At 71.2% G+C, this 21,379-nt stretch carries 23 protein-coding genes; 13 read left to right on the top strand and 10 right to left on the bottom strand.

Going from position 1 to position 21,379, the window contains the following annotated elements:
• The first annotated feature begins 91 nt into the window (after positions 1 to 91).
• Positions 92 to 856, top strand: a complete 765-nt coding sequence (locus AB0B02_RS02345) for a DUF4230 domain-containing protein (protein WP_281943401.1) — start codon at positions 92 to 94, stop codon at positions 854 to 856.
• 51 nt (positions 857 to 907) lie between these two features.
• Here AB0B02_RS02345 and AB0B02_RS02340 read toward each other — a convergent pair whose 3' ends face one another.
• On the bottom strand, positions 908 to 1,111 hold the full coding sequence (locus AB0B02_RS02340) for a PspC domain-containing protein (protein ID WP_281943400.1): 204 nt from the start codon (positions 1,109 to 1,111) through the stop codon (positions 908 to 910).
• 400 nt (positions 1,112 to 1,511) lie between these two features.
• On the opposite strand from AB0B02_RS02340, the gene AB0B02_RS02335 reads away from it, so the two are divergent.
• Positions 1,512 to 2,882: an L-serine ammonia-lyase gene (locus AB0B02_RS02335; RefSeq protein ID WP_281943399.1), complete on the top strand. Its 1,371-nt coding sequence runs from the start codon at positions 1,512 to 1,514 to the stop codon at positions 2,880 to 2,882.
• A gap of 10 nt (positions 2,883 to 2,892) precedes the next feature.
• On the opposite strand, the gene tnpB is transcribed toward AB0B02_RS02335, so the two are convergent.
• Positions 2,893 to 4,272 (bottom strand): IS607 family element RNA-guided endonuclease TnpB, encoded by a 1,380-nt coding sequence (tnpB, locus tag AB0B02_RS02330; RefSeq protein ID WP_281943397.1) that lies wholly within the window; start codon positions 4,270 to 4,272, stop codon positions 2,893 to 2,895.
• The gene (locus AB0B02_RS02325) at positions 4,269 to 4,847 is read right to left on the bottom strand and encodes an IS607 family transposase (RefSeq protein ID WP_281943395.1); all 579 of its coding nucleotides are present in this window, start codon (positions 4,845 to 4,847) and stop codon (positions 4,269 to 4,271) included. Before AB0B02_RS02325 ends, tnpB begins: the two co-directional genes overlap by 4 nt.
• Positions 4,848 to 4,973: 126 nt before the next feature.
• Between AB0B02_RS02325 and AB0B02_RS02320 the strand changes: the two genes are divergently transcribed.
• The 5 genes from AB0B02_RS02320 to AB0B02_RS02300 all read left to right on the top strand — a co-directional run bounded on the left by AB0B02_RS02320 (position 4,974) and on the right by AB0B02_RS02300 (position 12,127).
• The gene (locus tag AB0B02_RS02320; RefSeq protein ID WP_357294607.1) at positions 4,974 to 5,801 is read left to right on the top strand and encodes an ABC transporter permease; all 828 of its coding nucleotides are present in this window, start codon (positions 4,974 to 4,976) and stop codon (positions 5,799 to 5,801) included.
• Positions 5,802 to 6,545 (top strand): ABC transporter ATP-binding protein, encoded by a 744-nt coding sequence (locus AB0B02_RS02315; RefSeq protein WP_357294597.1) that lies wholly within the window; start codon positions 5,802 to 5,804, stop codon positions 6,543 to 6,545.
• An 11-nt stretch (positions 6,546 to 6,556) separates the two neighbouring features.
• Positions 6,557 to 8,506 (top strand): DUF5941 domain-containing protein, encoded by a 1,950-nt coding sequence (locus AB0B02_RS02310; protein WP_357295822.1) that lies wholly within the window; start codon positions 6,557 to 6,559, stop codon positions 8,504 to 8,506.
• 16 nt (positions 8,507 to 8,522) lie between these two features.
• Positions 8,523 to 10,712: a bifunctional glycosyltransferase family 2 protein/CDP-glycerol:glycerophosphate glycerophosphotransferase gene (locus AB0B02_RS02305; protein WP_357294580.1), complete on the top strand. Its 2,190-nt coding sequence runs from the start codon at positions 8,523 to 8,525 to the stop codon at positions 10,710 to 10,712.
• A 104-nt stretch (positions 10,713 to 10,816) separates the two neighbouring features.
• Entirely contained in the window at positions 10,817 to 12,127 is a 1,311-nt protein-coding gene (locus AB0B02_RS02300; protein ID WP_357294570.1) for an ABC transporter ATP-binding protein, read from the top strand.
• Positions 12,128 to 12,201: 74 nt separating this feature from the next.
• Here the strand turns inward: AB0B02_RS02300 and AB0B02_RS02295 are convergent, their stop codons facing one another.
• A complete protein-coding gene (locus AB0B02_RS02295) occupies positions 12,202 to 12,672 on the bottom strand; it encodes a MarR family winged helix-turn-helix transcriptional regulator (RefSeq protein ID WP_357294553.1) in 471 nt (156 codons plus the stop codon).
• A gap of 40 nt (positions 12,673 to 12,712) precedes the next feature.
• Complete coding sequence (locus AB0B02_RS02290) at positions 12,713 to 12,985, bottom strand: hypothetical protein (protein WP_281943384.1); 273 nt, start codon at positions 12,983 to 12,985, stop codon at positions 12,713 to 12,715.
• 155 nt (positions 12,986 to 13,140) lie between these two features.
• On the opposite strand from AB0B02_RS02290, the gene AB0B02_RS02285 reads away from it, so the two are divergent.
• Positions 13,141 to 13,941, top strand: a complete 801-nt coding sequence (locus AB0B02_RS02285; RefSeq protein ID WP_357294529.1) for a helix-turn-helix transcriptional regulator — start codon at positions 13,141 to 13,143, stop codon at positions 13,939 to 13,941.
• A complete protein-coding gene (locus AB0B02_RS02280) occupies positions 13,932 to 14,120 on the top strand; it encodes a DUF397 domain-containing protein (protein ID WP_357294522.1) in 189 nt (62 codons plus the stop codon). The genes AB0B02_RS02285 and AB0B02_RS02280 overlap by 10 nt, the downstream gene beginning before the upstream one ends.
• An 86-nt stretch (positions 14,121 to 14,206) precedes the next feature.
• Here AB0B02_RS02280 and AB0B02_RS02275 read toward each other — a convergent pair whose 3' ends face one another.
• The 3 genes from AB0B02_RS02275 to AB0B02_RS02265 form a co-directional block, all read right to left on the bottom strand.
• Positions 14,207 to 15,376, bottom strand: coding sequence for a Fic family protein (locus AB0B02_RS02275; RefSeq protein WP_357294514.1), 1,170 nt, complete (start codon positions 15,374 to 15,376; stop codon positions 14,207 to 14,209).
• Between the two features lie 92 nt (positions 15,377 to 15,468).
• Positions 15,469 to 15,699: an AAA family ATPase gene (locus AB0B02_RS02270; protein WP_357294499.1), complete on the bottom strand. Its 231-nt coding sequence runs from the start codon at positions 15,697 to 15,699 to the stop codon at positions 15,469 to 15,471.
• A 15-nt stretch (positions 15,700 to 15,714) separates the two neighbouring features.
• On the bottom strand, positions 15,715 to 16,239 hold the full coding sequence (locus AB0B02_RS02265) for a hypothetical protein (RefSeq protein WP_281943376.1): 525 nt from the start codon (positions 16,237 to 16,239) through the stop codon (positions 15,715 to 15,717).
• A gap of 109 nt (positions 16,240 to 16,348) precedes the next feature.
• Here AB0B02_RS02265 and AB0B02_RS02260 point away from each other — a divergent pair, with 109 nt between their 5' ends.
• Genes AB0B02_RS02260 through AB0B02_RS02245 form a run of 4 tightly spaced genes read left to right on the top strand, consistent with a single transcriptional unit; the run spans position 16,349 to position 19,240 of the window.
• Positions 16,349 to 16,753, top strand: coding sequence for a GntR family transcriptional regulator (locus tag AB0B02_RS02260; protein WP_281943375.1), 405 nt, complete (start codon positions 16,349 to 16,351; stop codon positions 16,751 to 16,753).
• Positions 16,750 to 17,658, top strand: a complete 909-nt coding sequence (locus AB0B02_RS02255) for an ABC transporter ATP-binding protein (RefSeq protein ID WP_281943373.1) — start codon at positions 16,750 to 16,752, stop codon at positions 17,656 to 17,658. Before AB0B02_RS02260 ends, AB0B02_RS02255 begins: the two co-directional genes overlap by 4 nt.
• Positions 17,655 to 18,719, top strand: a complete 1,065-nt coding sequence (locus tag AB0B02_RS02250; RefSeq protein WP_281943372.1) for an ABC transporter permease — start codon at positions 17,655 to 17,657, stop codon at positions 18,717 to 18,719. The genes AB0B02_RS02255 and AB0B02_RS02250 overlap by 4 nt, the downstream gene beginning before the upstream one ends.
• A gap of 53 nt (positions 18,720 to 18,772) precedes the next feature.
• Entirely contained in the window at positions 18,773 to 19,240 is a 468-nt protein-coding gene (locus AB0B02_RS02245) for a DUF4442 domain-containing protein (protein WP_281943370.1), read from the top strand.
• Positions 19,241 to 19,357: 117 nt separating this feature from the next.
• Here AB0B02_RS02245 and AB0B02_RS02240 read toward each other — a convergent pair whose 3' ends face one another.
• Positions 19,358 to 20,986 (bottom strand): serine/threonine-protein kinase, encoded by a 1,629-nt coding sequence (locus tag AB0B02_RS02240; protein WP_281943368.1) that lies wholly within the window; start codon positions 20,984 to 20,986, stop codon positions 19,358 to 19,360.
• Complete coding sequence (locus tag AB0B02_RS02235; RefSeq protein WP_281943366.1) at positions 20,979 to 21,362, bottom strand: hypothetical protein; 384 nt, start codon at positions 21,360 to 21,362, stop codon at positions 20,979 to 20,981. The genes AB0B02_RS02240 and AB0B02_RS02235 overlap by 8 nt, the downstream gene beginning before the upstream one ends.
• Between the last annotated feature and the right edge of the window lie 17 nt (positions 21,363 to 21,379).

Genomic DNA, 21,379 nt, shown 5'->3' with positions numbered 1-21,379 from the left:
TTCACCCGATCGGGGCACTCGACGAGCGAGTGTCGCACAGTCCCCGTACCGTCATTGTCAGTCGATGTGTCGGACGAGGACGGTGAGGGCGATGGCCCGCGACGGTGACACCCAGCAGCCCACCAGGGAGTTCCCGGAATACCCGACCAGCGAGTCCCTGCACGACCGGGCGGACGCCCCGCCCGAGCCCGGGCCGGGCGCCCGGTCCCCGGTCGGCGGGGCCGCGCGCGGGCTGCTCTGGGTGCTCGGTGCGGCGGCGCTGGCGGTGGTGGTGCTGCTCGGCGTGCAGGCGACCGGCCTACTGCCGGACTTCCGCAACCCGTTCGCCAAGGAGCAGACCGACCGCAGCCAGCCGCCGTTGCTCAAGTCGATCCGTGACCTGAGCCGTTACGTCGCGGCGGAAGGCAACTTCCAGGTGGTGGTCGACGTGCAGAAGGACCGGCGCAACGTGCCGGACTTCCTGCTCAACGAGCGCACGCTCTTCGTCGGGGCGGGCCGGGTCGAGGCGTACGTCGACTTTGCGAAGATCGCCGACGGGGCGGTGGTGGCCTCCGACGACGGCAAGTCCGTCGAGATCAAACTGCCCGCGCCGCAGCTCGGCGAGACCGACCTGGACATGGACAAGAGCTACGTCTTCGCCGAGGAGCGCGGCCTGATCAACCGGCTCAACGACCTGGTGGCCGGTGACCCCAACCGGCAGCAGCAGGTCTACAAGCTGGCCGAGGACCGGATCACCGCGGCGGCCCGGGACAGCGGGCTCGCCGCCCGGGCGCAGGAGAACACCCGCAAGATGCTGGAGGGGCTGCTGCGCTCCCTCGGCTACGAGAAGGTGACCGTCACCTACACGGCCCCCTGACCTCGCACGACGCGCCCGCCCTCCCGGGGCGGGCGCGTCGTCGTGTGCGGGTCAGCGGGTGGCGAGGTAGCGGTCCTCGTTCGGCATCAGCACCCACAGGATCAGATAGACGATCACCTGGGTGCCGGGCAGCAGCAGGGACAGCAGGAACAGCAGCCGGACCATGCCGGCCGACATGCCGAACCGCCGCCCAAGGCCGGCGCAGACACCGGCGATCATGCGCCCCTCGCGGGGCCGGACCAGTTTGCGACTCATCGTCGTCTCCCACTTCTGCGGCGATCCGCCGCGCTGATTCCACGCTAGGTCTCCGGTGCGCGTCGGCCCTCGGCCCCGAGGAGGATCGGCGACCCGGGCACCCGTAGGTACTTACCCCCGCCGCCCCCTCCCGACGCGCGCACCGCCTCGTCCTCCGCGATCTTGCAGTTGCGGCCCGCCTCGTGCCCCGTATGCCGGTTTCGCCGGGGCGACAACTGCAAGATCAACGAGGGGGTCGGGGGCGTGGGGGCGGGTGGGGGCGGGTATTGGGGTGGGGCGGGTAGGGTCGTCGGTCGGGCGCCTCCACCCTTGGCGCCGGTCGCTCACCCCGGGACGGGGGGTGCGGCATCGCACCGGTTCGGAACCGCACAACGGGGACGACGGCGAGGAAAGCGCAGCCATGATCAGTGTTTTCGACCTCTTCAGCGTCGGTATCGGGCCGTCCAGCTCGCACACCGTCGGGCCGATGCGGGCCGCCCGGACGTTCGTGGGCGGCCTGAAGGCCGACGGGCTGCTCGCCGACGTGGCCCGGGTGCAGGCGGAGCTGTTCGGCTCGCTCGGCGCCACCGGCCACGGCCACGGCAGCGACCGGGCGGTGCTGCTCGGGCTGGAGGGCGAGGCCCCGGAGTCGGTCGACACCGACACCGTGGGCGAGCGGATCACGCGGATCCGGGACGCGCGGCGGCTGCGCCTGCTGGGCAGCCAGGAGGTCGACTTCGACCCGGACCGGGACCTGGTGCTGCACCGCCGGCGCTCGCTGCCGTACCACCCGAACGGAATGACGTTCGCGGCGTACGACGCGGCCGGGCGCGAGGTGCGGACCCGCACCTACTACTCGGTGGGCGGCGGGTTCGTGGTGGACGAGGCGGCGGCCGGGGCGGACCGGATCAAGCCGGACACCACCCGGGTGCGTCACCCGTTCCTCACCGGGGCGGAACTGCTCGACGTCACCACCCGGACCGGCCTGTCGATCAGCGAGGTGATGCTCGCCAACGAGCTGTCCTGGCGCAGCGAGGCGGACGTCCGCGCCGGGCTGCTGGACATCTGGCGGGTGATGCGGGAGTGCGTGGAGAGCGGCTGCACCCGCGACGGCGTACTCCCGGGTGGGTTGAAGGTCCGTCGCCGCGCCGCCGAGCTGCGGCGCGGCCTGGAGGCGGAGACCGGCGCGGACGACCCGCTGCGCGCGATGGACTGGGTGACGTTGTTCGCGCTGGCGGTCAACGAGGAGAACGCAGCCGGCGGGCGGGTGGTGACCGCGCCGACGAACGGCGCCGCCGGGATCATCCCGGCCGTGCTGCACTACTACACCCGCTTCGTGCCGGGCGCCTCCGACGAGGGCGTGGTCCGGTTCCTGCTGGCGGCCGGCGCGATCGGCGTGCTGTTCAAGGAGAACGCCTCGATCTCCGGCGCGGAGGTGGGCTGCCAGGGCGAGGTCGGGTCGGCGTGCTCGATGGCGGCGGCCGGGCTGGCCGAGGCGCTGGGCGGCACGCCGGAGCAGGTGGAGAACGCCGCCGAGATCGGCATGGAGCACAACCTGGGGTTGACCTGCGACCCGGTGGGCGGGCTGGTGCAGATCCCGTGCATCGAGCGCAACGCGGTGGCCAGCATCAAGGCGATCACCGCGGCCCGGCTGGCGCTGCGCGGCGACGGCGTGCACCACGTGTCCCTGGACAAGGTCATCAAGACCATGCGGGAGACCGGCGCGGACATGAAGGTCAAGTACAAGGAGACGGCGCGGGGCGGGCTCGCGGTGAACGTGATCGAGTGCTGACCGTTACCTCTCAGTGCGCTTTGGTGAGCGCGCGTTTGGTAGTCCCGCCTTGCGGTGGGACGGTCCCGGTCTTGCCCGCTTTGGCGGTGCCGGGTTGACGCTTCGCAGCCACCCGCCCCGCGAGCGGGGTCTTACGGTCGGCTCCACGTCCAGCCACCGGGCCACTCCCGGCGGTGTCGTACTCAGTCGCGAGCGCGGCCAGGTTGAGCGAGGCGTTGTGGTCGCGGTCGAGGACCAGGCCGCACGCCTCGCATTGGTATTCACGCTCGGATAGGGCCAGCTTGGTTTTCACCGCGCCGCAACCCGAGCAGGTCTTGGATGACGGGTACCAGCGGTCGGCGACGAGTAGCCGGCCGCCGTTCCAACTGGTTTTGTAGGCCAGTTGCCGGCGGATCTCGGCGAACCCGGCGTCGGCGATGTGCTGAGCCAACCGGCGGTTGCGGAGCATCCCGGTGACGTTGAGGTCTTCCACCACCACCGTGCCGTACGTCGAGGCGAGTCGGGTGGTGAGCTTGTGTAGCCCGTCGCGGCGCAGGTTCGCCACCTGGACGTGAGCGCGGCCGAGCCGAGCCGCGGCCCGCTGCCACCGGCTCGACGGGCGCTGTCCGGTGCGCCGGTCCGGTCCGGTCTTACGCGCCGCCGCCCGGCCGAGCTGCCGGAGGCGGCGTTGCGCGTTGCCGAGGTGACGCGGGTTCGGGACCAGCTCGCCAGTCGAGAGCACCGCGAGGTGCTTCACGCCGATGTCCACGCCGACGACCGAGCCCGCCCTGCGCGGTCGGCGGTCGGCGCGTTCCACCTCGACGCAGAAGGAGACGTGCCATCGGCCGCCGTCACGCCGCACGGCGGCGGACATGATCCGGGCGGTGCCGTTGTCGAGGCGGCGGGCGAGTTTCCGGGCGGACTCGTGCAGCTTCAACCGGCCCAGCCGGGGCAGTGCCACATGCATGCGGTCAGGCTCGACGCGGATCGTCCCGGTGGTGAACCGCACCGACGGGACGGTGCGGCGGCGGGACTTGAACCGGGGAAACCCGACCGGCCGTCCGGCCCGCTTCCCCGAGCGGGAGTCGCTCCAGTTCTTCAACGCGCGGGAGAGGGCGTCGAGGCCAGTGTTGTACGCCTCTTTGGAGCATTCCGCCCACCACGGCGCCACATCCTGCTTCGCCGCGTTCCACGCCCGGCGCAGCGCCGGCAGCGTCCACGACATTGCCGGAGTCAGCATCTCGCCGGAGACGCCGTAGGTGCGCTCTGCTGCGCGCTGCTCGATGACGGCCTTGACGCGGGCGAGTGCCCAGTTGTGGGCGACCCTTGCGGCTCCGGTGTGGGCGAGCACGGCCCGCTCCTGCATAGGGGTGAGGTCAAGGGCGAAGCGGTACGCCTGGATCGTCTTCACGTCGGCTCTTCCGTCGCCGCCTCAACGGCGCGGCGGGCGCGGTCCGCTGCGGCACGGCGGCCGTACAGACGGGCGCACAACGACGTCAGGGTCTCGGTGACATCGCGGACGAGGTCGTCGTCCACCTCGGCCGGGTCGACCACCAGCAACCGGCGCCCCTGAGCGGCAAGCGCCGCTTCGACGTACTCTGCGCCGAAGCGGACGAACCGGTCGCGGTGCTCGACCACGATGGTCGCCACCTCCGGGTCGCGCAGCAGGGCGAGGAACTTCTTGCGGTGCCCGTTGAGCGCGGACCCCACCTCGGTTACCACCCTGTCCACGGGCAGACGCTGGGAGGTGGCCCATGTGGCGACCCGGGCGATCTGCCGGTCGAGGTCGGGTTTCTGATCTGCGGATGACACACACGCATACACCACGACCTGCCCGCTAGTCACCGTGGTCGGGGTCAGGGGTTCACCGACCATGATAAGCCGGCCGAGTCGGTACGTAGGAACGGGCAGCGTCCCAGACTCGTACCGCCGCCGTGCGGTCGCATACGAGATACCGGTGGCCGCTGCCCATTCCTTCAAGTTCACGGTGAACACTTTAGCGTGCTAATGAGCACTATTGACGATTGCCCTGCCATCGGCAATCCCCCCCCCGTTGGGGTGATCCGGCGGGGACGGCCGCCATACCAGCGGGAAGAGGGCGACGATGGTGCGGTGACGTCCGGCGTCGCGGCGCTCTGGTCCGCCCGCACCTCGCTGCGCATCCTGGTCCGGCGGGATCTCGCGGTGAAGTACCAGCAGTCGGTGCTCGGCTACCTCTGGTCGCTCATCGAGCCGCTCGGCATGGGGCTGATCTACTGGTTCGTCTTCGGCGTGCTCTATTCCGGCGCGACCCGGCGGCACCTGGGCGAGGCGGCCGGCTCGTACCCGCTGTTCCTGATCACCGGGATCTTCGCCTGGATGTGGGCCAGTTCGGCGCTGACCGAGGCGGCCGGCGCGCTGACCGGGCAGGCCCGGCTGATCACCACGATGAACCTGCCCCGGCCGATCTTCCCGATCGGCCGGGTCGCCGGTCGCTTCGCCGAGTACCTGGCCGGCCTGCCGATCCTGGTCGCCATCGCGGCGCTCTACGCCGCCCACGGGAAGATCCACCCCGGGTGGAGCCTGCTCGCCCTGCCGCTGGCGGTGGCCGTGCAGTTCGTGCTGCTGGTGGGCCTGGCGCTGCTGCTTTCGGCGGGCAACGTGCTGATGCGCGACATCGAGCGGACCATGCGGCTGGTCATCCGGCTGCTGTTCTACGCCACCCCGATCATCTATCCGTTCAACCTGGTCCGGGACTCCGGCATGCCGGGCTGGCTGAAGCTCGCGTACGAGCTGAACCCGCTGGTCGGGATCTTCCAGTTGCACCACGCGGTCTGGTACCCGGACGAGTTCCCGGACGCCCGGCTGCTCACCGTGACGGTGGCGGGAAGCGTGCTGGTGCTGGTGTTCGGCTGGTGGGCGTTCCGCCGCCTGGAACCGGCCGTGCTGAAGGAACTCTGAGTGCCGCCGATCATCGAGGCGGACCGGCTCGGTATCCGGTTCGTGCGTAACCGGCGCCGGCAGTTGCGGCTACGGGAGCTGATCGTGCACCGGGGCGCGCGGGACCCGGACGCCGGCCGGTTCTGGCCGCTGCGGGACCTGTCGTTCCGGATCGAGCCGGGCGAGACGGTCGGGGTGGTGGGGCGTAACGGCACCGGCAAGAGCACGCTGCTGCGGTTGATCGCCGGGGTGCTCATCCCGGACGAGGGCACGATCTCGGTGCACGGCCGGGTGGCGCCGCTGCTGGAGTTGTCCGCCGGGTTCTCCGGTGACCTGACCGGCCGGGAGAACCTGTACCTGGTGGGCGGGCTGCACGGGCTCTCCCCGGCGTACCTGCGGCGGCACTTCGACGAGATCGTCTCGTTCGCGGGTGAGCAGGTGGAACGCGCCATCGACACGTCGGTGCGGCACTACTCGTCGGGGATGAAGGTGCGGTTGGGCTTCGCGGTGATCGCGCACCTGCCGCACCCGGTGTTGTTGGTGGACGAGGTGACCGCGGTCGGGGACGCGGAGTTCCGCGCGAAGTGCTATGCGACCATCGAGCGACTTCTCGCGGAAGGACGCACGTTGGTGCTGGTGTCACACAACGACAAGGACCTCACCCGGTTCTGCCGTCGGGGGCTCTACCTCGACGCCGGACGGCTGGTCGTCGACGGGACGATCGACGAGGCGCTGGCGGCCTACGCCGACGCGGCGCAGCGGTGACGCTCGCGATCGTGCTCGCCGCCGGGCCGGCGGCGGGCGGAGCCACCGAGGGCGCGGAGCCGCCGGCCGACCGGCTGGCCGCGCAGTGGCGGCGGGCCGGGGCGGAGCAGGTGCGGGTGGCCGCCGACCTGGGCGAGCTGGCCGACCTGGTGAACGGCGCGACCGGCCCGGTGCTGGTCAGCGGCGTCGATCTGGTGGCGCACACGGCCGTACTCAGGCATCTCGCGACCAGCCCGGTCGGGCCGACGGTGGCGTTGGTGCTCACCGACCCGCCGGCCGCCGGGCAGGCGGTGGTGCGCGAGGAGCGCGGCCAGGTGGTCGCGGTCGGTGACGCGGCGGACGCGACGGGCGTGTTCGGCGGCGCGCTGCGGGTCGGCGCGGCCGACCTGCCGGCGCTCGTCGACGCGGCCCGCGCGGCGTCCGCGACCGATCCGGCCGCGCCCGCGGCGTCCGGCGTCGAGCCGGGCGGGCCGCTCGCCGCGGTGGACCGGCTGGTGGCCGGGCTCGCCGCCCGGGGCACCCTGATCTTCGCCCACCGGGTACGCCTGCTCGTGGCGCACCGGGTCGGCGACGCGGCCGGACGGGCGGCGGCCGAGGCGGAGGTGGCGGCCGTCGACGAGGACCGGGCCGAGCTGAAGCTGTCGGTGAAGGAGCGGGACGACTTCTTCACCACGTTCTTCGTCAGCACCTGGTCGCCGTACGTGACGAAGGCGGCGGCCCGGATCGGGATCGGCCCGACCGGCGTCACCATGGTCTCGGTGGCGTTCGCGGTGGCCGCGGCGGTGCTGTTCGGCGTCGGTGGCCGGCCCGCGCTGGTGGCCGGCGCGGTCCTGCTCTACCTGGGGTTCGTGCTGGACTGCGTGGACGGGCAGTTGGCCCGCTACACCCGGCACTTCAGCGCCTGGGGCGGCTGGCTGGACACGATGGCCGACCGGTTCAAGGAGTACGTGGTCTACGCCGGTCTCGGTTTCGGCGCCACGCACGCCGGGTTCCGCTACGGCTGGGCGCTGGCCCTGGCCGCGATGACGTTGCAGACCGTGCGGCACATGACCGACACCTGGTACGGCGCGCTGCACGACGAGGCGGCCCGGCGGCCGAAGGTGGTGACCGGGGACGCGGGCGGCATCGGCGGGAAGCTGAACGCCGCGTCGACGAGGGTGCAGGCGGACACCGGCTCGGTGTCGTACTGGCTGAAGCGGACCGTGGTTTTCCCGATCGGGGAGCGGTGGGCGCTGATCGCGCTGGCCGCCGCGCTGTTCGGGCCGCTGGTGGCGCTCTGCGCGGTGCTGGTCTGGGGCACGTTGGCGTTCGCGTACACCGGGGCGTTGCGGACGCTGCGGGCGCGGTGGATGCGGGTGCCGGTGCTGACCACTGTCGACACCGGCCTGCACCGCGACGACGGCCCGCTGGTGCGGACGCTGCCTCCGGCGCGAGGGCCGCTGCTGCTGGCGGTGCTCGGCGCGCTCGGCGCGGCCGGGATGCTGGTGTGGGCGTTGCGCACGGTGCACGGCGGGGGCGACCTGCCGATCTGGGCGCCGGTCCTCGCGCTGGTGCTGCTGCTGGGCGCGGCGCAGGGCGCGCGGACGCCGCACGCCGGGGCGCTGGACTGGCTGGTGCCGGCCGCGTTGCGGGCCGCCGAGTACCTGTTCGCCATCGCGGTCGGCGTGGCCGGGCGCGCACCGGCCTGGTTGATCTTCGGGTACGTCCTGGTGCTCACGCTGCACCACTACGACCTGACCGCCCGGCTGGAGAAGCGGCAGTCGGCCCCGCCGCTGCACGTCGCCACGCTGGGCTGGGAGGGGCGCTCGGCGGTGCTGGCAATCGCGCTGATCGCCGGAATTGCGAGTATCGCTCTGGCTACACTCGGTGCGTACCTTTTGGTGATTTTCGTCGTGAGCGTGGTCCTCGCCTGGGTGGTCCTGCCGGCCCGCGCCCGTGGGGGTGTGCGCTCGCCGGGCTGACGGAGGGCGGGCCGGCATGACCCTGATCAGTTTCGTCGTGCCGGCCTACCGGGTGCAGGGCTACCTGCGGGAGTGCCTCGACTCGATCCTCGACCAGCCGTTCGCCGACCTAGAGGTGATCGGGGTGGACGACGCCTCCCCGGACGCCAGCGGCGAGATCCTGGCCGAGTACGCGGCCCGCGACCCTCGGGTCCACCCGGTGCGGCTCGCCGACAACGTCGGGCTCGGTCCGGCCCGCAACACCGGGCTGGACCGGGCCGCCGGCGATTACGTGTGGTTCGTCGACGGGGACGACTGGCTGGTGGCCGGCTGCCTGCCGCACGTCGCCGACCGGCTCCGCGACACCCGCCCGGACGTGCTGGTCGTGGACCACGTCCGGGCGCACTGGAACTTCGTCGGCACGCGCAGCGCCATGCGGGACGTCTTCCCCGAGTCGCCGGGCCCGGCCACGTTCACGCTGCGGGACCGGCCGGAGACGCTGCGGCTGCTGCACACCGCCTGGAACCGGCTGGTCCGCCGCGAGTTCCTGGTCGAGCGCGGGCTGCGCTTCGCGCCCGGCTGGTACGAGGACGTCTCGTTCAGCTATCCCGCGCTGATGGCCGCCGACCGGATCGGCGTACTGGACCGGGTCTGCCTCAACTACCGGCAGCGCCGCACCGGCGCGATCACCCGGACCCGGGGTGACCGGCACTTCGAGGTGTTCGCCCAGTGGCACCGCGTGTTCCGGCTGATGGACCGGTGGGCGCCGGCGGTGGACGAGCTGCGGCCGGTGGTCTTCGAGCGGATGATCTGGCACTACCTGACCGTGCTCGGGCACGGGGAGCGGATCGCGCCGGAGCTGCGGGCGCCGTTCTTCGCCCAGATGCACGAGGACTACAGGCGTTTCCGGCCGCCGGAGGGCTACCCGGTGCCGCCCGGCGTGGAGGGGCTGAAACACCAGCTGGTGGCGGCCGGCCGGTGGCGGACGTTCAGCGCGCTGCGCGGGGCCCACCAGGCCGGGGAGGCCGCCAGGCGGACGGCCGACCGAGCCCGGCGGCGGGTGACGCCGGTGGTGCGGCGGACCGCCCGGCGGGCCCGCGACACCGCGCTGCACGAGTACTACCGGGCCGAGCTGCGCCGCCCGATCGACCCGACGCTTGCCGTCTACGCGGCCTACTGGTACCGGGGGTACGCGTGCAACCCGGCCGCCGTCTACGAGGCCGCCCGCCGGCTCGCCCCGCAGGTACGCGGCGTCTGGATCGTCCGGCGGGACCGGGTGGCCACGCTGCCGCCGGGCGTGGAGTACGTGGTCGCCGGCACCCCGGAGTACCACCGGGTGCTGGCCCGCGCCCACTGGCTGGTCAACAACGTCAACTTCCCGGACTTCGTCCGTAAGCGTCCCGGCTCCGTGCACGTGCAGACCCATCACGGCACGCCGGTGAAGGTGATGGGTCTGGACCAGCAGCGCTACCCGGTGGGTGCGATGGGCATGGACTTCGCCGGCCTGCTGCGTCGGGTGGACCGCTGGGACTACAGCGTCACCGCGAACGCCTTCTCCACCCAGATGTGGGAGCGGGCGTACCCGGCCGACCACACCACGCTGGAGGTCGGCTACCCGCGCAACGACCGGCTGGCCCGGGCCACCGCCGACGAGTGCCGTCAGGTCCGCGCCGCGCTGGGCATCGGTGCGGACGAGTACGTGGTGCTCTACGCGCCGACGCACCGCGAGCACCTGCCCGGCTGGCGTCCGCCGTTCGACCCGGACCGGATGCGGGACGTGCTCGGCCCGGCCGGGCGGTTGCTGATGCGCAGCCACTACTTCCACGACCGGGAGCGACGGCCGCGTGGGCCGGCCGCCGGCGGGGTGCTGGACGTCAGCGAACACGAGCGGGTGGAGGATCTCTACCTGGCCGCCGACGTGCTGGTCACCGACTATTCGTCGGCGATGTTCGACTACGCCGTGCTGGACCGGCCGATCGTGGTCTACGCGCCGGACTGGGACGCGTACCGGGTGGCCCGGGGCGTCTACTTCGACCTGCTGGCCGAGCCGCCGGGCGCGGTCGCGACGGACTTCCCCGGGCTGCTGGACGTCTTCCGCTCCGGCGCGGTGAACGGCGGGGCGGCCGAGCGGGCGCGGGCGGCGTTCCGGGCCCGGTTCTGCTCGCTGGAGGACGGGCACGCCGCGGATCGGGTGGTCCGGCGCGTGTTCCTCGGCAGATCCACGTAATAGGACTGTCACGAGCCGAACATGGCACGTTTACCCGATGTGCGAACTCGATGATCCTGGTCACAGTCATTCCCGGGTTCGGGCGAGCGACTGGGGAGGTGACGGTGACCACCGTCGCGCTCAAGGATGTCACCAAGGTGTTCCAGGACGGAACCATCGCGGTCGACAACATAAATCTGGACGTCAACGACGGCGAGTTCATGGTGCTGCTGGGCCCGTCGGGCTGCGGCAAGTCGACAGTGCTGCGGATGGTGGCCGGCCTGGAGGATCCGACCTCGGGCGCGGTCATGCTCGGTGGCGAGCTGGCCAACGACCTGCCGCCCCGGGACCGGAAGATCGCCATGGTCTTCCAGGACTTCGCGCTCTATCCGCACATGACCGTCGGTGACAACATCGGCTTCCCGCTGCGGCTCTCCGGCGTCGAGCCCGGGTCGCGCGGCGAGCGCATCCAGGACGTGGCGGGCGCGCTCGGCATCGGCGACGTGCTCGCGCGCAAGCCCAGCCAGCTCTCCGGCGGCCAGCGGCAGCGGGTGGCGATGGGCCGGGCGATCGTCCGGCGGCCCGGCCTGTTCCTGATGGACGAGCCACTGTCCAACCTGGACAGCGGGTTGCGCGCCGAGCTGCGGGCCGAGATCTCCGCGCTGACCCGGGAACTGGGCGTCACCACCATCTACGTCACCCACGACCAGGCCGAGGCGCTCACCATGGCCGACCGGGTGGCCATCATGCGCAAGGGCGTGCTCCAGGACGTCGGCACCCCCACCCAGGTGTACGGGCGGCCGGCCACGCTCTACGTCGCCGCGTTCCTGGGCAGCCCGCGGATGAACCTGCTGGAGGCGTCCGTCTACGTCCACCTCGACCGGTACGTCACGCTGAGCCTCGGCGACCAGGCGCTCTACCTGCCCTGGGACGACATCCGCAGCCGCGCGGTGGCGCACTACCACGGCGAGCGGATCGTGGTCGGGCTGCGCGCCGAGGCGCTCACCCCGGTCGCCCCGGACACCGCCGGCGACGTGCTGCACGGCCGGATCCGCTACCTGGAGCACCACGGCCACGAGTCCTTGGCCTTCCTCGACATCGGCGCGACCGCGATCGTGGTCGACGAGATGGGCACCCCGGTCGAGCGGACCGCTCCCGGCCAGCGCGGCCTGCGCCGGTTCGGGCAGGTGGTGCAGCGGCTCACCGGCCGGTCCGCGGAGACCGCCGCGCCGGCGTCGACGCCGAACGGCGGCGGCAACCGCACCAGCGTGCTGCCCGACCCGGGCCGGCACCACCGCCGCCCGGCCGAACTGGCGGTACGGCTGGCCCCGTACCCGCAGGTGTCGGCCGGACATTCGCTGGCGGTGCAGGTGCGGATGGACGCGCTGCACTTCTTCGACGAGCGCGGCGACCGCATCGACGTCGGCTGGAGATGAAAGGAGGGGCACCCTGTTAACGCATTCTGCATAACAGGGGGCCCCGCTTAACGCGCCACTGCTCGGCGCGCGCCTCAGAGCGTGATCGAGCCGCCGGTGTTCCTGATCATTCGGTGGAGCACCTTCAGGGCGGTGACGTAGTCCGCGTCGTCGATGCCCTCGTGGATGCGGGCCCGGATCGCCGGCGCGTGCCGCTTGAGGTCGAGGCGGGCGGCCTCGCCGGCCTCGGTGATCGACAGCCGCCCGCCCTCGTCGCGGGCCAGCCAGCCGCGCTCCAGCAGCACCTGCGACTCGGCGTCCAGGTCGTCCTCGGCCCGCAGGTAGGAGCGCATCGCCTGCCGTAGCTCGGCGACGGTCAGTCCGCCGCCCGGCGGCAGCAGGTCGTTCGGGGAGAGGTTGCGCAGCAGCCAGAACTGAGGCTGCGTGAAGCCGAGTTCGGCGTGCCGGGCGCGGGTGAAGGCGATGAGTGACTCGTAGGCCACGCCGGTCCAGTAGGCGGCGGGCTGGCCCGCCAGTTCGGCGTCGGTCGACTGCGGCGTCGTCATGGGCCGAAGTAGAACGTCAACCCGGCTTCAGCTCAAGGGTTCACGCCTGACGTCCCCAGGCGACGAAGCGGGCGAACATGTCGGCGGGGTCCGGGGCGCCGGCCGGGTTCAGCCGGTAGAGGTCGCGGGTCGCCTCGTAGAACAGCCCGCACAGGTAGAGCGACAGGCTGACGTTGTTGTCCGCGTACTCGCTCTTGAGCAGCAGGCGGGCGGTCGGGCAGGGCCACTGCTGGCCGCACGCCCGGCAGCACCACACCGGACGCAGCGGTGTGTGCGGCGCGGCATGCCGGGGGTACGGGCGTTGGTTGGTCACGGGCGCTCCTGTCGGTAGCGGGTAACGGACGAGTTCGGCTCCGCTGCGTGACAGTGTCGTCACCGCGTCGCTAGGGTCGGAAGGCGTTCCACCCCCACCTTCCGGGCCGTCCGACCGGCCGTCTTCCGTGTGCAACCGTGTGCAGAGGTGTGCAGATGATCCGTATGGCGTTGTGGGAGCTGTTCGCCGGTGAGCTGCGCCGGCTCCGTTCCGAGGCCGGGCTGACGCAGGAGGCGTTGGGCGAGCGGGTGAGCTATTCGGCGTCGCTGGTGGCGGCCGTCGAGCAGTGCCGCCGCGCGCCGCGTGCCGAGTTCACCGAGCGCTGCGACGAGGTGCTCGACGCCGGTGGCCTGCTGGTCCGCATCCGGGCCGCGCTGGTGCAGGAGTCGCTGTTGCCGTGGTTCCGCGAGTGGGTGGGCATCGAGCAGGAGGCGACCGCGCTGCGCAGTTTCCAACCGCTTGTGGTCCCGGGCCTGTTGCAGACCGAGGAGTACGCCCGCGCGCTCTACGAGGGGGCCGCGCAGTTCGTCGGCGAGGCGCTGGAGCAGCAGGTGGCCGCGCGGCTGGCCCGGCAGGCGGTGCTGGATCAGCCCACGCCGCCGCAGTTCGTGGCCGTGTTCGACCACTCGGTGCTGACCCGCCCGGTCGGCGGCCCGAAGGTGATGCGGGAGCAGTTGGCGCACCTGGTCGAGATGGGCCGCCGGACCCGGGTGCACCTGCACGTGGTGCCGGAGACGGTCGGCGCCCATCCGGGGCTCAACGGCGCGTTCGTGCTCGCCACCCCGGCCGACGGCGACGACGTGGGCTACCTCGACAACCAGATGCACGGCACAATCGTGGAACGGACGGCGGACGTGAACTCCCTGCGGCAGACCTGGGAGTCCGTCCGTGCGGAGGCGATGCCGCACGGGGCGACCCTGGCGGCGATCTCGGAGGCGGCGAACCGATGGAGCTGACCGGCGCGACCTGGCGCACGAGCACCCGTAGCAGCGGCAACGGCGGCGACTGCGTCGAGGTGGCGGACAATCTGCCCGGCGTGGTCGGGGTCCGCGACAGCAAGGACCGGCAGGGGCCGGCGCTGACGTTCACGCCGGCGAGCTGGGCGACGTTCGTCGCGTACGCCAAGCGCGCCTGACCAGCCCCCGCCACCGGCGCTTGCCTGTGACGGAGGGAGGGCCGTGACCGTTGACGCCGGCTCCGACATCGGCCCGGCCGCTCGCGCTACATAGGCTCAGTCGGTGTGGCGGTCTGGGTCGCGAGCACGACCGGCATGTCTGGGTAAGGATCCCTGATCGGCGCGCGGCCGACGCGGGCCCTCTCTCGCACCTCCGCCAGTGGGGGACCGGCGACGTAGTGCCTTCCTCGCCGTTCGCCGCGCGCTTCCAACAGACCCTGTTCGGCAAGGCTGGTCAGGTCGCGTGTCGCCGTCCGCTCCTCGACGTCGGCGAGCTTGACGTATCCGGAACGGCGGACGCGGTATCCCAGAACCGCCTCGTAGAGCAGGTCGGTGACTCGCTCGGGGAGCCGTCGCTCGGCCACGATCGAATCCAACTCCGACCAGATTCCGGAGGCCTCCCGGAACCGGCGAGCCACGGTTTGCGCCTGCATGTGATGAGCACGCAGGTTGAACGCCACCCAGAGGTGTGCCGACCCCTCGGGATTCCAGTGCCCCCGGCCGGTGGCGGCCAGCACCCGGTAGTAGTCCTCGGTGTTGCTCCCCAACCACTCCTCAATGCTGGAGAACGCAGGCTCCACGATGGCCCGCCGCGACAGCACCAGTGTCTGGAGCGCGCGCGCCATCCGCCCGTTGCCATCGCGGAACGGATGGATCATCACGAGGTTCAGGTGTGCCATCGCCGCCTTGACGAGCGGAGAGGTGGTGGCATCCGACCGCAGGTCCTCGGCCAGTTCCTCCATGAGGTGCGGTACGTCGTCGAAGTCCGCGCCTTCGTACACCCGCCGGTCGGTTCGCTCGTCGTGGACGTAGATCGGCCCTTTGCGGTATTGCCCGGGGCTCTTCGCCAGGTCGTGCGAGAGCATCATGTAATGCATACTGCGGATCGTCGACGTCTCGAAGCGGAAGTACGGATCCCCGGCGGTTTGTAGCACGTAGCCCAAGGCCTGCCGATATCCTCGGATCTCTGCGAAGGTGCGATCGTCGGCGCTCAGTGGCTCCTCGCCGTCGAGTGCGGCGGCGGCGTCGTCCTCGGCGACGACGTAGCCTTCGATGCTGTTGGAGCCCAGAATCGCCCGGGCCAGCATGGTGCGCCGCAGCCCACCGGTCCAGCGGCGAGGGGTGCGCAGGACGTCCGCGAGCGTGTGTCGCATGTCGTGGATTTCGGCCAGGACGACCCGGTCGTAGTCGTCGAGTTCCGGGGTGGTGTAGATCATCTCATGTCCTAATGTCTCTTAATAAGAGACAGAGTACCTCCAGGATGGGCTCATTGTCTCTTAATAAAAGACAATGAGCCCGTCGCGCCTCGTCAGGAGATCGACTGCGGCCAGCGGTGGTTACGCCACTCGTCCCAGCTCGCGAATCCGGCCGGTGGGGCGTCGACGGGTTCGCTGCCGTTCTCGGGCCCGTAGAGGGCCTTCACCCACTCGTCCTTGGTGAGACGAAGCGCCTGCCGCTCCCGTTCGATGCGCCGAGCGGCGGTGGTCTTGCCGGTGCAGGGGAGCCCCACGGTCAGATACAGCGTCGGTCGCCTCGTCATCGCCACACTCAATGATCACGCCTGGCGGCGTAGTTCGCGGAGCACGCCGTGCCGGCGGAGCGCCCACGCGAGGCGCCGGGCGCTCGGATGTCGTACGAACAGCACGGCCGCCCGGCGGATCAGGCCGAACCGGTCGTCGCTCACCTGGCGGTCGATCGCCTGCCAGATCAGCTCCCGCACGTCGGCGCTGTCCAGCATCGTGCGCACCTCGCGACGTACCGCGGGGTCCTCGGTCGCCGACGTGATGGCGGTGGCGCGGGCCGGTCGGTCCGCGAGCGGTTGCACCGCCGCGGCGACCAGTGGCCGGCGGACCGTGTCGCGCTCCAGCAGCAGCAACACCGCCTCCCGGACCTCGGTCGTCGCCAGGCCGGACCGCAGCAGACGCAGCAGGCTCCGCTCGACCTCGCCGTCCCGGTCCGGGCCGGACAGCGCGGCCAGCAGCACTGTCACCTCGTCGAGGTCGACGAGGTGACGCAGCCCGTCGCGGAACTCCGGCAGCCCCCAGGCCACCGTCAGCCCTCGGGCGAGATCGCGGTTCATGCGCCACTGGCTACCCGGAGCCGGCAGCCGGTGAAACGCCGGAGGCGTCTTGCCATGCTGATTGACTGGTGTTCTACTGAACCATAACAATCGTGAAGGGGCTCACCAGGTGATCAACTTTCATGTCGACCGGTCCAGCAGCGTCCCCGCCTACGCCCAACTGGTGCGGCAGGTCCGCGAAGGGCTGCGGATCGGGACGCTGCAACCCGGGGACCAGCTCCCCACCGTGCGCAGCGTGGTGACCGCGTGCACGGTCAACCCGACCACCGTGCTCAAGGCCTACCGGGAGCTGGAGCTGTCCGGTCTGGTGGAGGCGCGGCAGGGGGCGGGCACCTTCGTCAGCGGGACGCTCGGCTCCACCGACCCCCATGTGATGGCCCGCCTGCGGAGCAGCCTCGCCCGGTGGCTCGGCCAGGCCCGGGAGGCCGGCCTGGAGGACGAGGACGTCCAGGCGCTGCTCGCCTCGGTGATCGTGGAGAACTCCACGCGCCAGAAGCGGGAGGGTGCCGCGTGAGCGGGCAACCCGTCGCCGTCGAGGCACATGGCCTGAGCCGGCGCTACGGCAGCGTGTGGGCGCTGCGCGAGTGCGCCTTCCAGTTGCCGGCGAATCGCATCGTCGCGCTGGTCGGCGCGAACGGCGCGGGCAAGTCGACGCTGCTGAGCATCATCGCCGGCACGCTGGCGGCCACCAGCGGCACGCTGCTGGTGCACGGCCGGCCGGTGACCCGGGGCGGTGCCACCGACGGCGGGAGCCGGGTCGCGATCCTGGCCCAGGACAAGCCGCTCTACCGCGACTTCACGGTGTCGGAGATGCTCCGCTTCGGCCGGTCGACGAACCGAGTGTGGGACCAGCAGCGCGCGCTGTCCTGGCTGCGGCGCTTCGACATCCCGCTGGACCGTCGCTGCGGCAGGCTCTCCGGCGGGCAGCGGGCCCAGGTCGCGCTGGCGGTCGCGCTGGGCTCCCGCCCGGCCGTGCTGCTGCTTGACGAACCGCTCGCCAACCTGGACCCGGTGGCCCGTACGGAGGTGACAGGCGAACTCATGGCGGAGGCCGCCGACGCCGACATGACGGTCGTGCTGTCGACCCACATCATCGCCGAACTGAGTGGCGTCGGTGACCACCTGCTGCTGCTCGACGAAGGCCGGCCGGTCCTCGCCGGCGACGTCGAGGAGTTGCTCGACAGCCACGTCCGGCTGACCGGCCCCCGGGCGGACCAGCCGCCCGGCCCGGGCGCGATCGTCCAGGCCCAGCACACCGAACGCCAGTCCACCTTCGTCGTCCGGCAGGCGGAGCCACCGACGGCGCACGCCGTCGTAGCCCCCGGCTGGACCGCCCAGCCCATCACCCTCGACGAGTTGATCCTGACCCATCTCAAGGCGTCGTCCAGGGCGTCGCACGAGCGGAAGGCAGCCGCATGAGCCTGGTCACCGACGTGTCCGCCCACCCGAACCGCCGGGACGACCTCGGGTACGCCGGGGGCGTACGCGGTCTGCTCTGGCTGACCTGGCGTCAGCACCGGTGGACCCTGATCGGCGCGCTGGTCCTGGCCGCGGCCCTGGTGGGTGGGATGACCTACCTCTCCGTGGAGCTGACGAGCCTGTGGCACCAGTGCCACGAGACGTTCTGCCCGGAGGGCTCCCCGCAGGGGCAGCGGCTCGCCGGGTCCTCGCCCCTGGTCCTGACCATGGCGGCCCTGTCCCGGCTGGTGCAGTGGATGCCGCTGTTGATCGGCGTGTTCGTCGGCGTTCCGGTGCTGACCCGGGAGCACGAGCAGCGCACCCTGCTGCTGGCCTGGAGCCAGGACGTCTCTCCGCAGCGGTGGCTGTGGAGCACGCTGGCGATGCTCGGCCTGTTCGTGGCCGCCGTGACCTCGGCCGTCGGCGGCGTCAGTGACCATCTGGAGCGGGCCCAGGCCCGGATCGCGCCGGTGAGCCTGTTCGAGTACGGGCCGTTCCTGAACACCGCGATGATGCCGGTCGTGATCAGCCTCTGCTGGTTCGTGCTCGGTGTCGCGCTCGGCGCCGCGCTCAGGCGCACGCTCCCCGCCGTGTTCGGCGCGATCGTGGGCTTCGTCGGCCTGACCTACCTCGTCCAGTGGCGCTATCCCACGCTGATGACGCCGTTGTCCGCGCACCGTCCCATCGGCGGGCCGAACCTCGACGTGCTGCGCGGCAACGCCCTGGTCGTCGACGGCGGCATGATCGACTACGGGATCGACGGGCCGTCCGGCGCGTACGAGGCCTCCGGACGCGAGCTGACCGGCGTCGAGCTGCAACGCATCTGCCCGCCGGACAACGGCAGCGGCCGGACGCTCACCTGCTTCACCGAGCACGGTCTGGAGCAGCACCTGCTCTACCAGCCGGGCAGCCGGATCCCCGACTTCCACCTGATCGTCGCGGGCGGCTACCTGGGGCTCGCCGTGGCGGCGCTGCTGACCGTCTGGTGGATCGTGCGCCGTACCGATCTCAGCGCGGGCTGAACCGGGCCGGGTTGCTGCTTGCCCGGAAAGTTACCGGCGAGTAGCGTTCGGGCATGACCATCGACTCTCGCCAGGTGGCGGCCGGTCTCCTCGCAGCGGTGCCGTTCGCCCGTACGCTCGGCATCGAGATCGTCGAGGTGGCGCCCGAGGCCGACGGCGGGGTCCGCGCCGTGGTCCGGCTCCCCGACGACCCGGCGCACCACAACCACGTGGGCGGCCCGCACGCCGGCGCCATGTTCACGCTCGGCGAGACCGCCTCCGGCGCGGTGGTGCTCGCCGCGTTCGGGCAGGTGCTCGACCGGGCCGTACCGCTGGCCGTGACCGCCACCATCGGCTACCGCAAGGTGGCGATGGGCCCGGTGCTGGCGACGGCGCGGCTCGCCCGCCCGCCCGCCGACGTGCTGGCCGAGCTGGCCGCCGGGCAGCGGCCCGAGTTCGACGTCGAGGTCGAGATCGGCACCGAGGACGGCACCGTCACCTCGGCGCTCACCGTGACCTGGACGCTGCGCCCGAACCGCTGACCCGCGAAGCGGGTTTGCCCGGGGAGCCGCCTGGATAGATTCAGGCAATGCTGGGCCTACCCGCGCACGTGTCCGCGTGTCTCTACGATCTGAACCGTTCTTCGAGCACGCCGTCCCTCACTCGTTGAACTTGTCCGACAGCAGGAAGTCGACGGCTTGTCTCATGTTCTCCCGGAAGCCGGACAGGTCGTCCAGCAGGTCATCCGGCAGGTCATCCTCCGGAGCAGCCGGCACGTCACCGTCGGGTTGCTCCGCCACAGCCTGTTCCGCCAGGTAGACAGTGCCGCGTGCGGCAAGATGAGTCGAGTGGACCTTGGCCGCCACGTGCGCGTACCGCAGCGCTTCACGCGGCCGGCCGAGTTCGATCAGCAAAAACACGATGTCGGTCAGATAAGCCAGGTTGAGCGATCGTAGGACCGCATTCTGCAACGCGAGGACGGCTAGTTCCGGGTTGCCTGCGGACTTGGCTGCAGCTGCCAGGTTGGCCCATGACGCGCTTGCCCTCGGATGAATACCCACGCTTTCGGCGAATAGCCGCAGCGCCTCCTTCAGGCGACCCGCATTGTATGCGGCACGCCCCTTTTCTCCGATGATCGAGGCTCTCCACACATCATCGTCTTTCTCCTGCCCGGCCAGCCACGCCAGGTGCTGCTCCGCCTCTTCTGAGCGTTTCAGATCGTTCAGCGCCCGCACCAGCAGGTATCGGACCAGCTCGTGGTTCTCGATCGCGGGCAGCCGCACGAGTGCTCGCTCGTACGCTGCGATGGCGTCGTCGGCGAGCCCTATGTTGACCATTCCGCGCATCGCCTCCAGGATGATGCCGAGATCCGGCTCGGCCGGTTCGGCTTCGGGCAGCGACAGCGACAGCGAGGCGGCCTGAGATCGGATGGTGTCGCTGATGTCGGTGAGATCCGGGCGGTCCTGCGGGCGCTTCGCCAGGCCGGCGTGGATCATGTCGACCAGCGCAGGGGGAACGTCCGGACGAAGTGTCGCGAGGGGAAGCGGCGTGCCGTGGAGATGCTGGAGCCGGTAGCTCGTGCGCCTGTCCGGCACACCGTAGGGTGGCACCCCGGCCAACACCTCGAAGAGGACGCAGGCAAGGGCGTAGACGTCGCTGGCGGGCACGGCCGGCCCGGTGAACTGCTCCGGCGCCATGTAGAGCGGGGTGCCGGCACCGGCGCCCTCGTCGGCGGCGGGCCTGCCGGAACCGCTTTCGCGAAGGATCGCCCGGGCCAGCCCGAGGTCGGTCACCTTGGCCGTGGAGTCCGCGTCGATCAGGATGTTCTCCGGTTTCAGGTCCGCGTGGACGAAGGCGGGTAGCTGGTTCCGGGCATAGTGCAGCGCCTGAGTCACGTCCCAGGCCAGGCGTAGCGTCCGCTCGACGCTGAGCCGGCTCGTGCGCAACGTCTGGCGCAACGACCCGGGCACGTATTCCATCACCAGCATGGGCGGCTCGTGCTGTGCCTGATGCGCCGAGATCGCAGTCACTATGTTGGGATGCTTTCCCAGTTGCAGCCACAGGAAGCACTCACGGAGGAAGTGGCTGGCGCCTTCCTCCGTGTTGCTGAGTTCGGGGCGGAGCCGTTTGACAGCGACGACACCGGCGGCGTGGAACTCGCTCCGGCAGAGATATACCAAGGACATCCCACCGGCGACGACGCGCACCGGAGTGAGGCCGGTCAGCCTTACCCGTGGGTTCCGGTCCGGTCGTTCCTCCGGTGACTCGGGCGGCGGCAGTTCAGTCATCACCGCTGCCGTCCGCCTCGGCCGCCACGGACCGACTGGGAGCGCTCTGGAAGGATTCGCCGTATTGCCAGCGTGCCAGGGCACGGTCTTCGGACTCGATCTGACGAGCGAGATTCAGCAGGCTTCCCCGTAACACCCGGGCAACGCTCTGGAGTTCGGCCACGCTGACGTCCCCCTCCTTGGCGCGCTGGACGATCAGGTCGGCGGCGCCGACGCCGGAGACCGCCGTGGCGAGCACCATCCGCAGGCGTTCTTGTTGGGCGGCGATCCGGACTTTCTCGTTCGCCGCTTTCCGCCGCTGCTCGATGTATTGCCACACGCCGAATGCGGCGGAGGCGATGCCGACAATCGCAGCCACTAGGCTGAGTGGATTCATCCCGCCACTCCCTGCTC

This window comes from Micromonospora sp. NPDC049240, assembly GCF_040647835.1.
Taxonomy (GTDB): domain Bacteria; phylum Actinomycetota; class Actinomycetes; order Mycobacteriales; family Micromonosporaceae; genus Micromonospora.
This window is presented reverse-complemented; position numbering and strand designations above follow the sequence as displayed.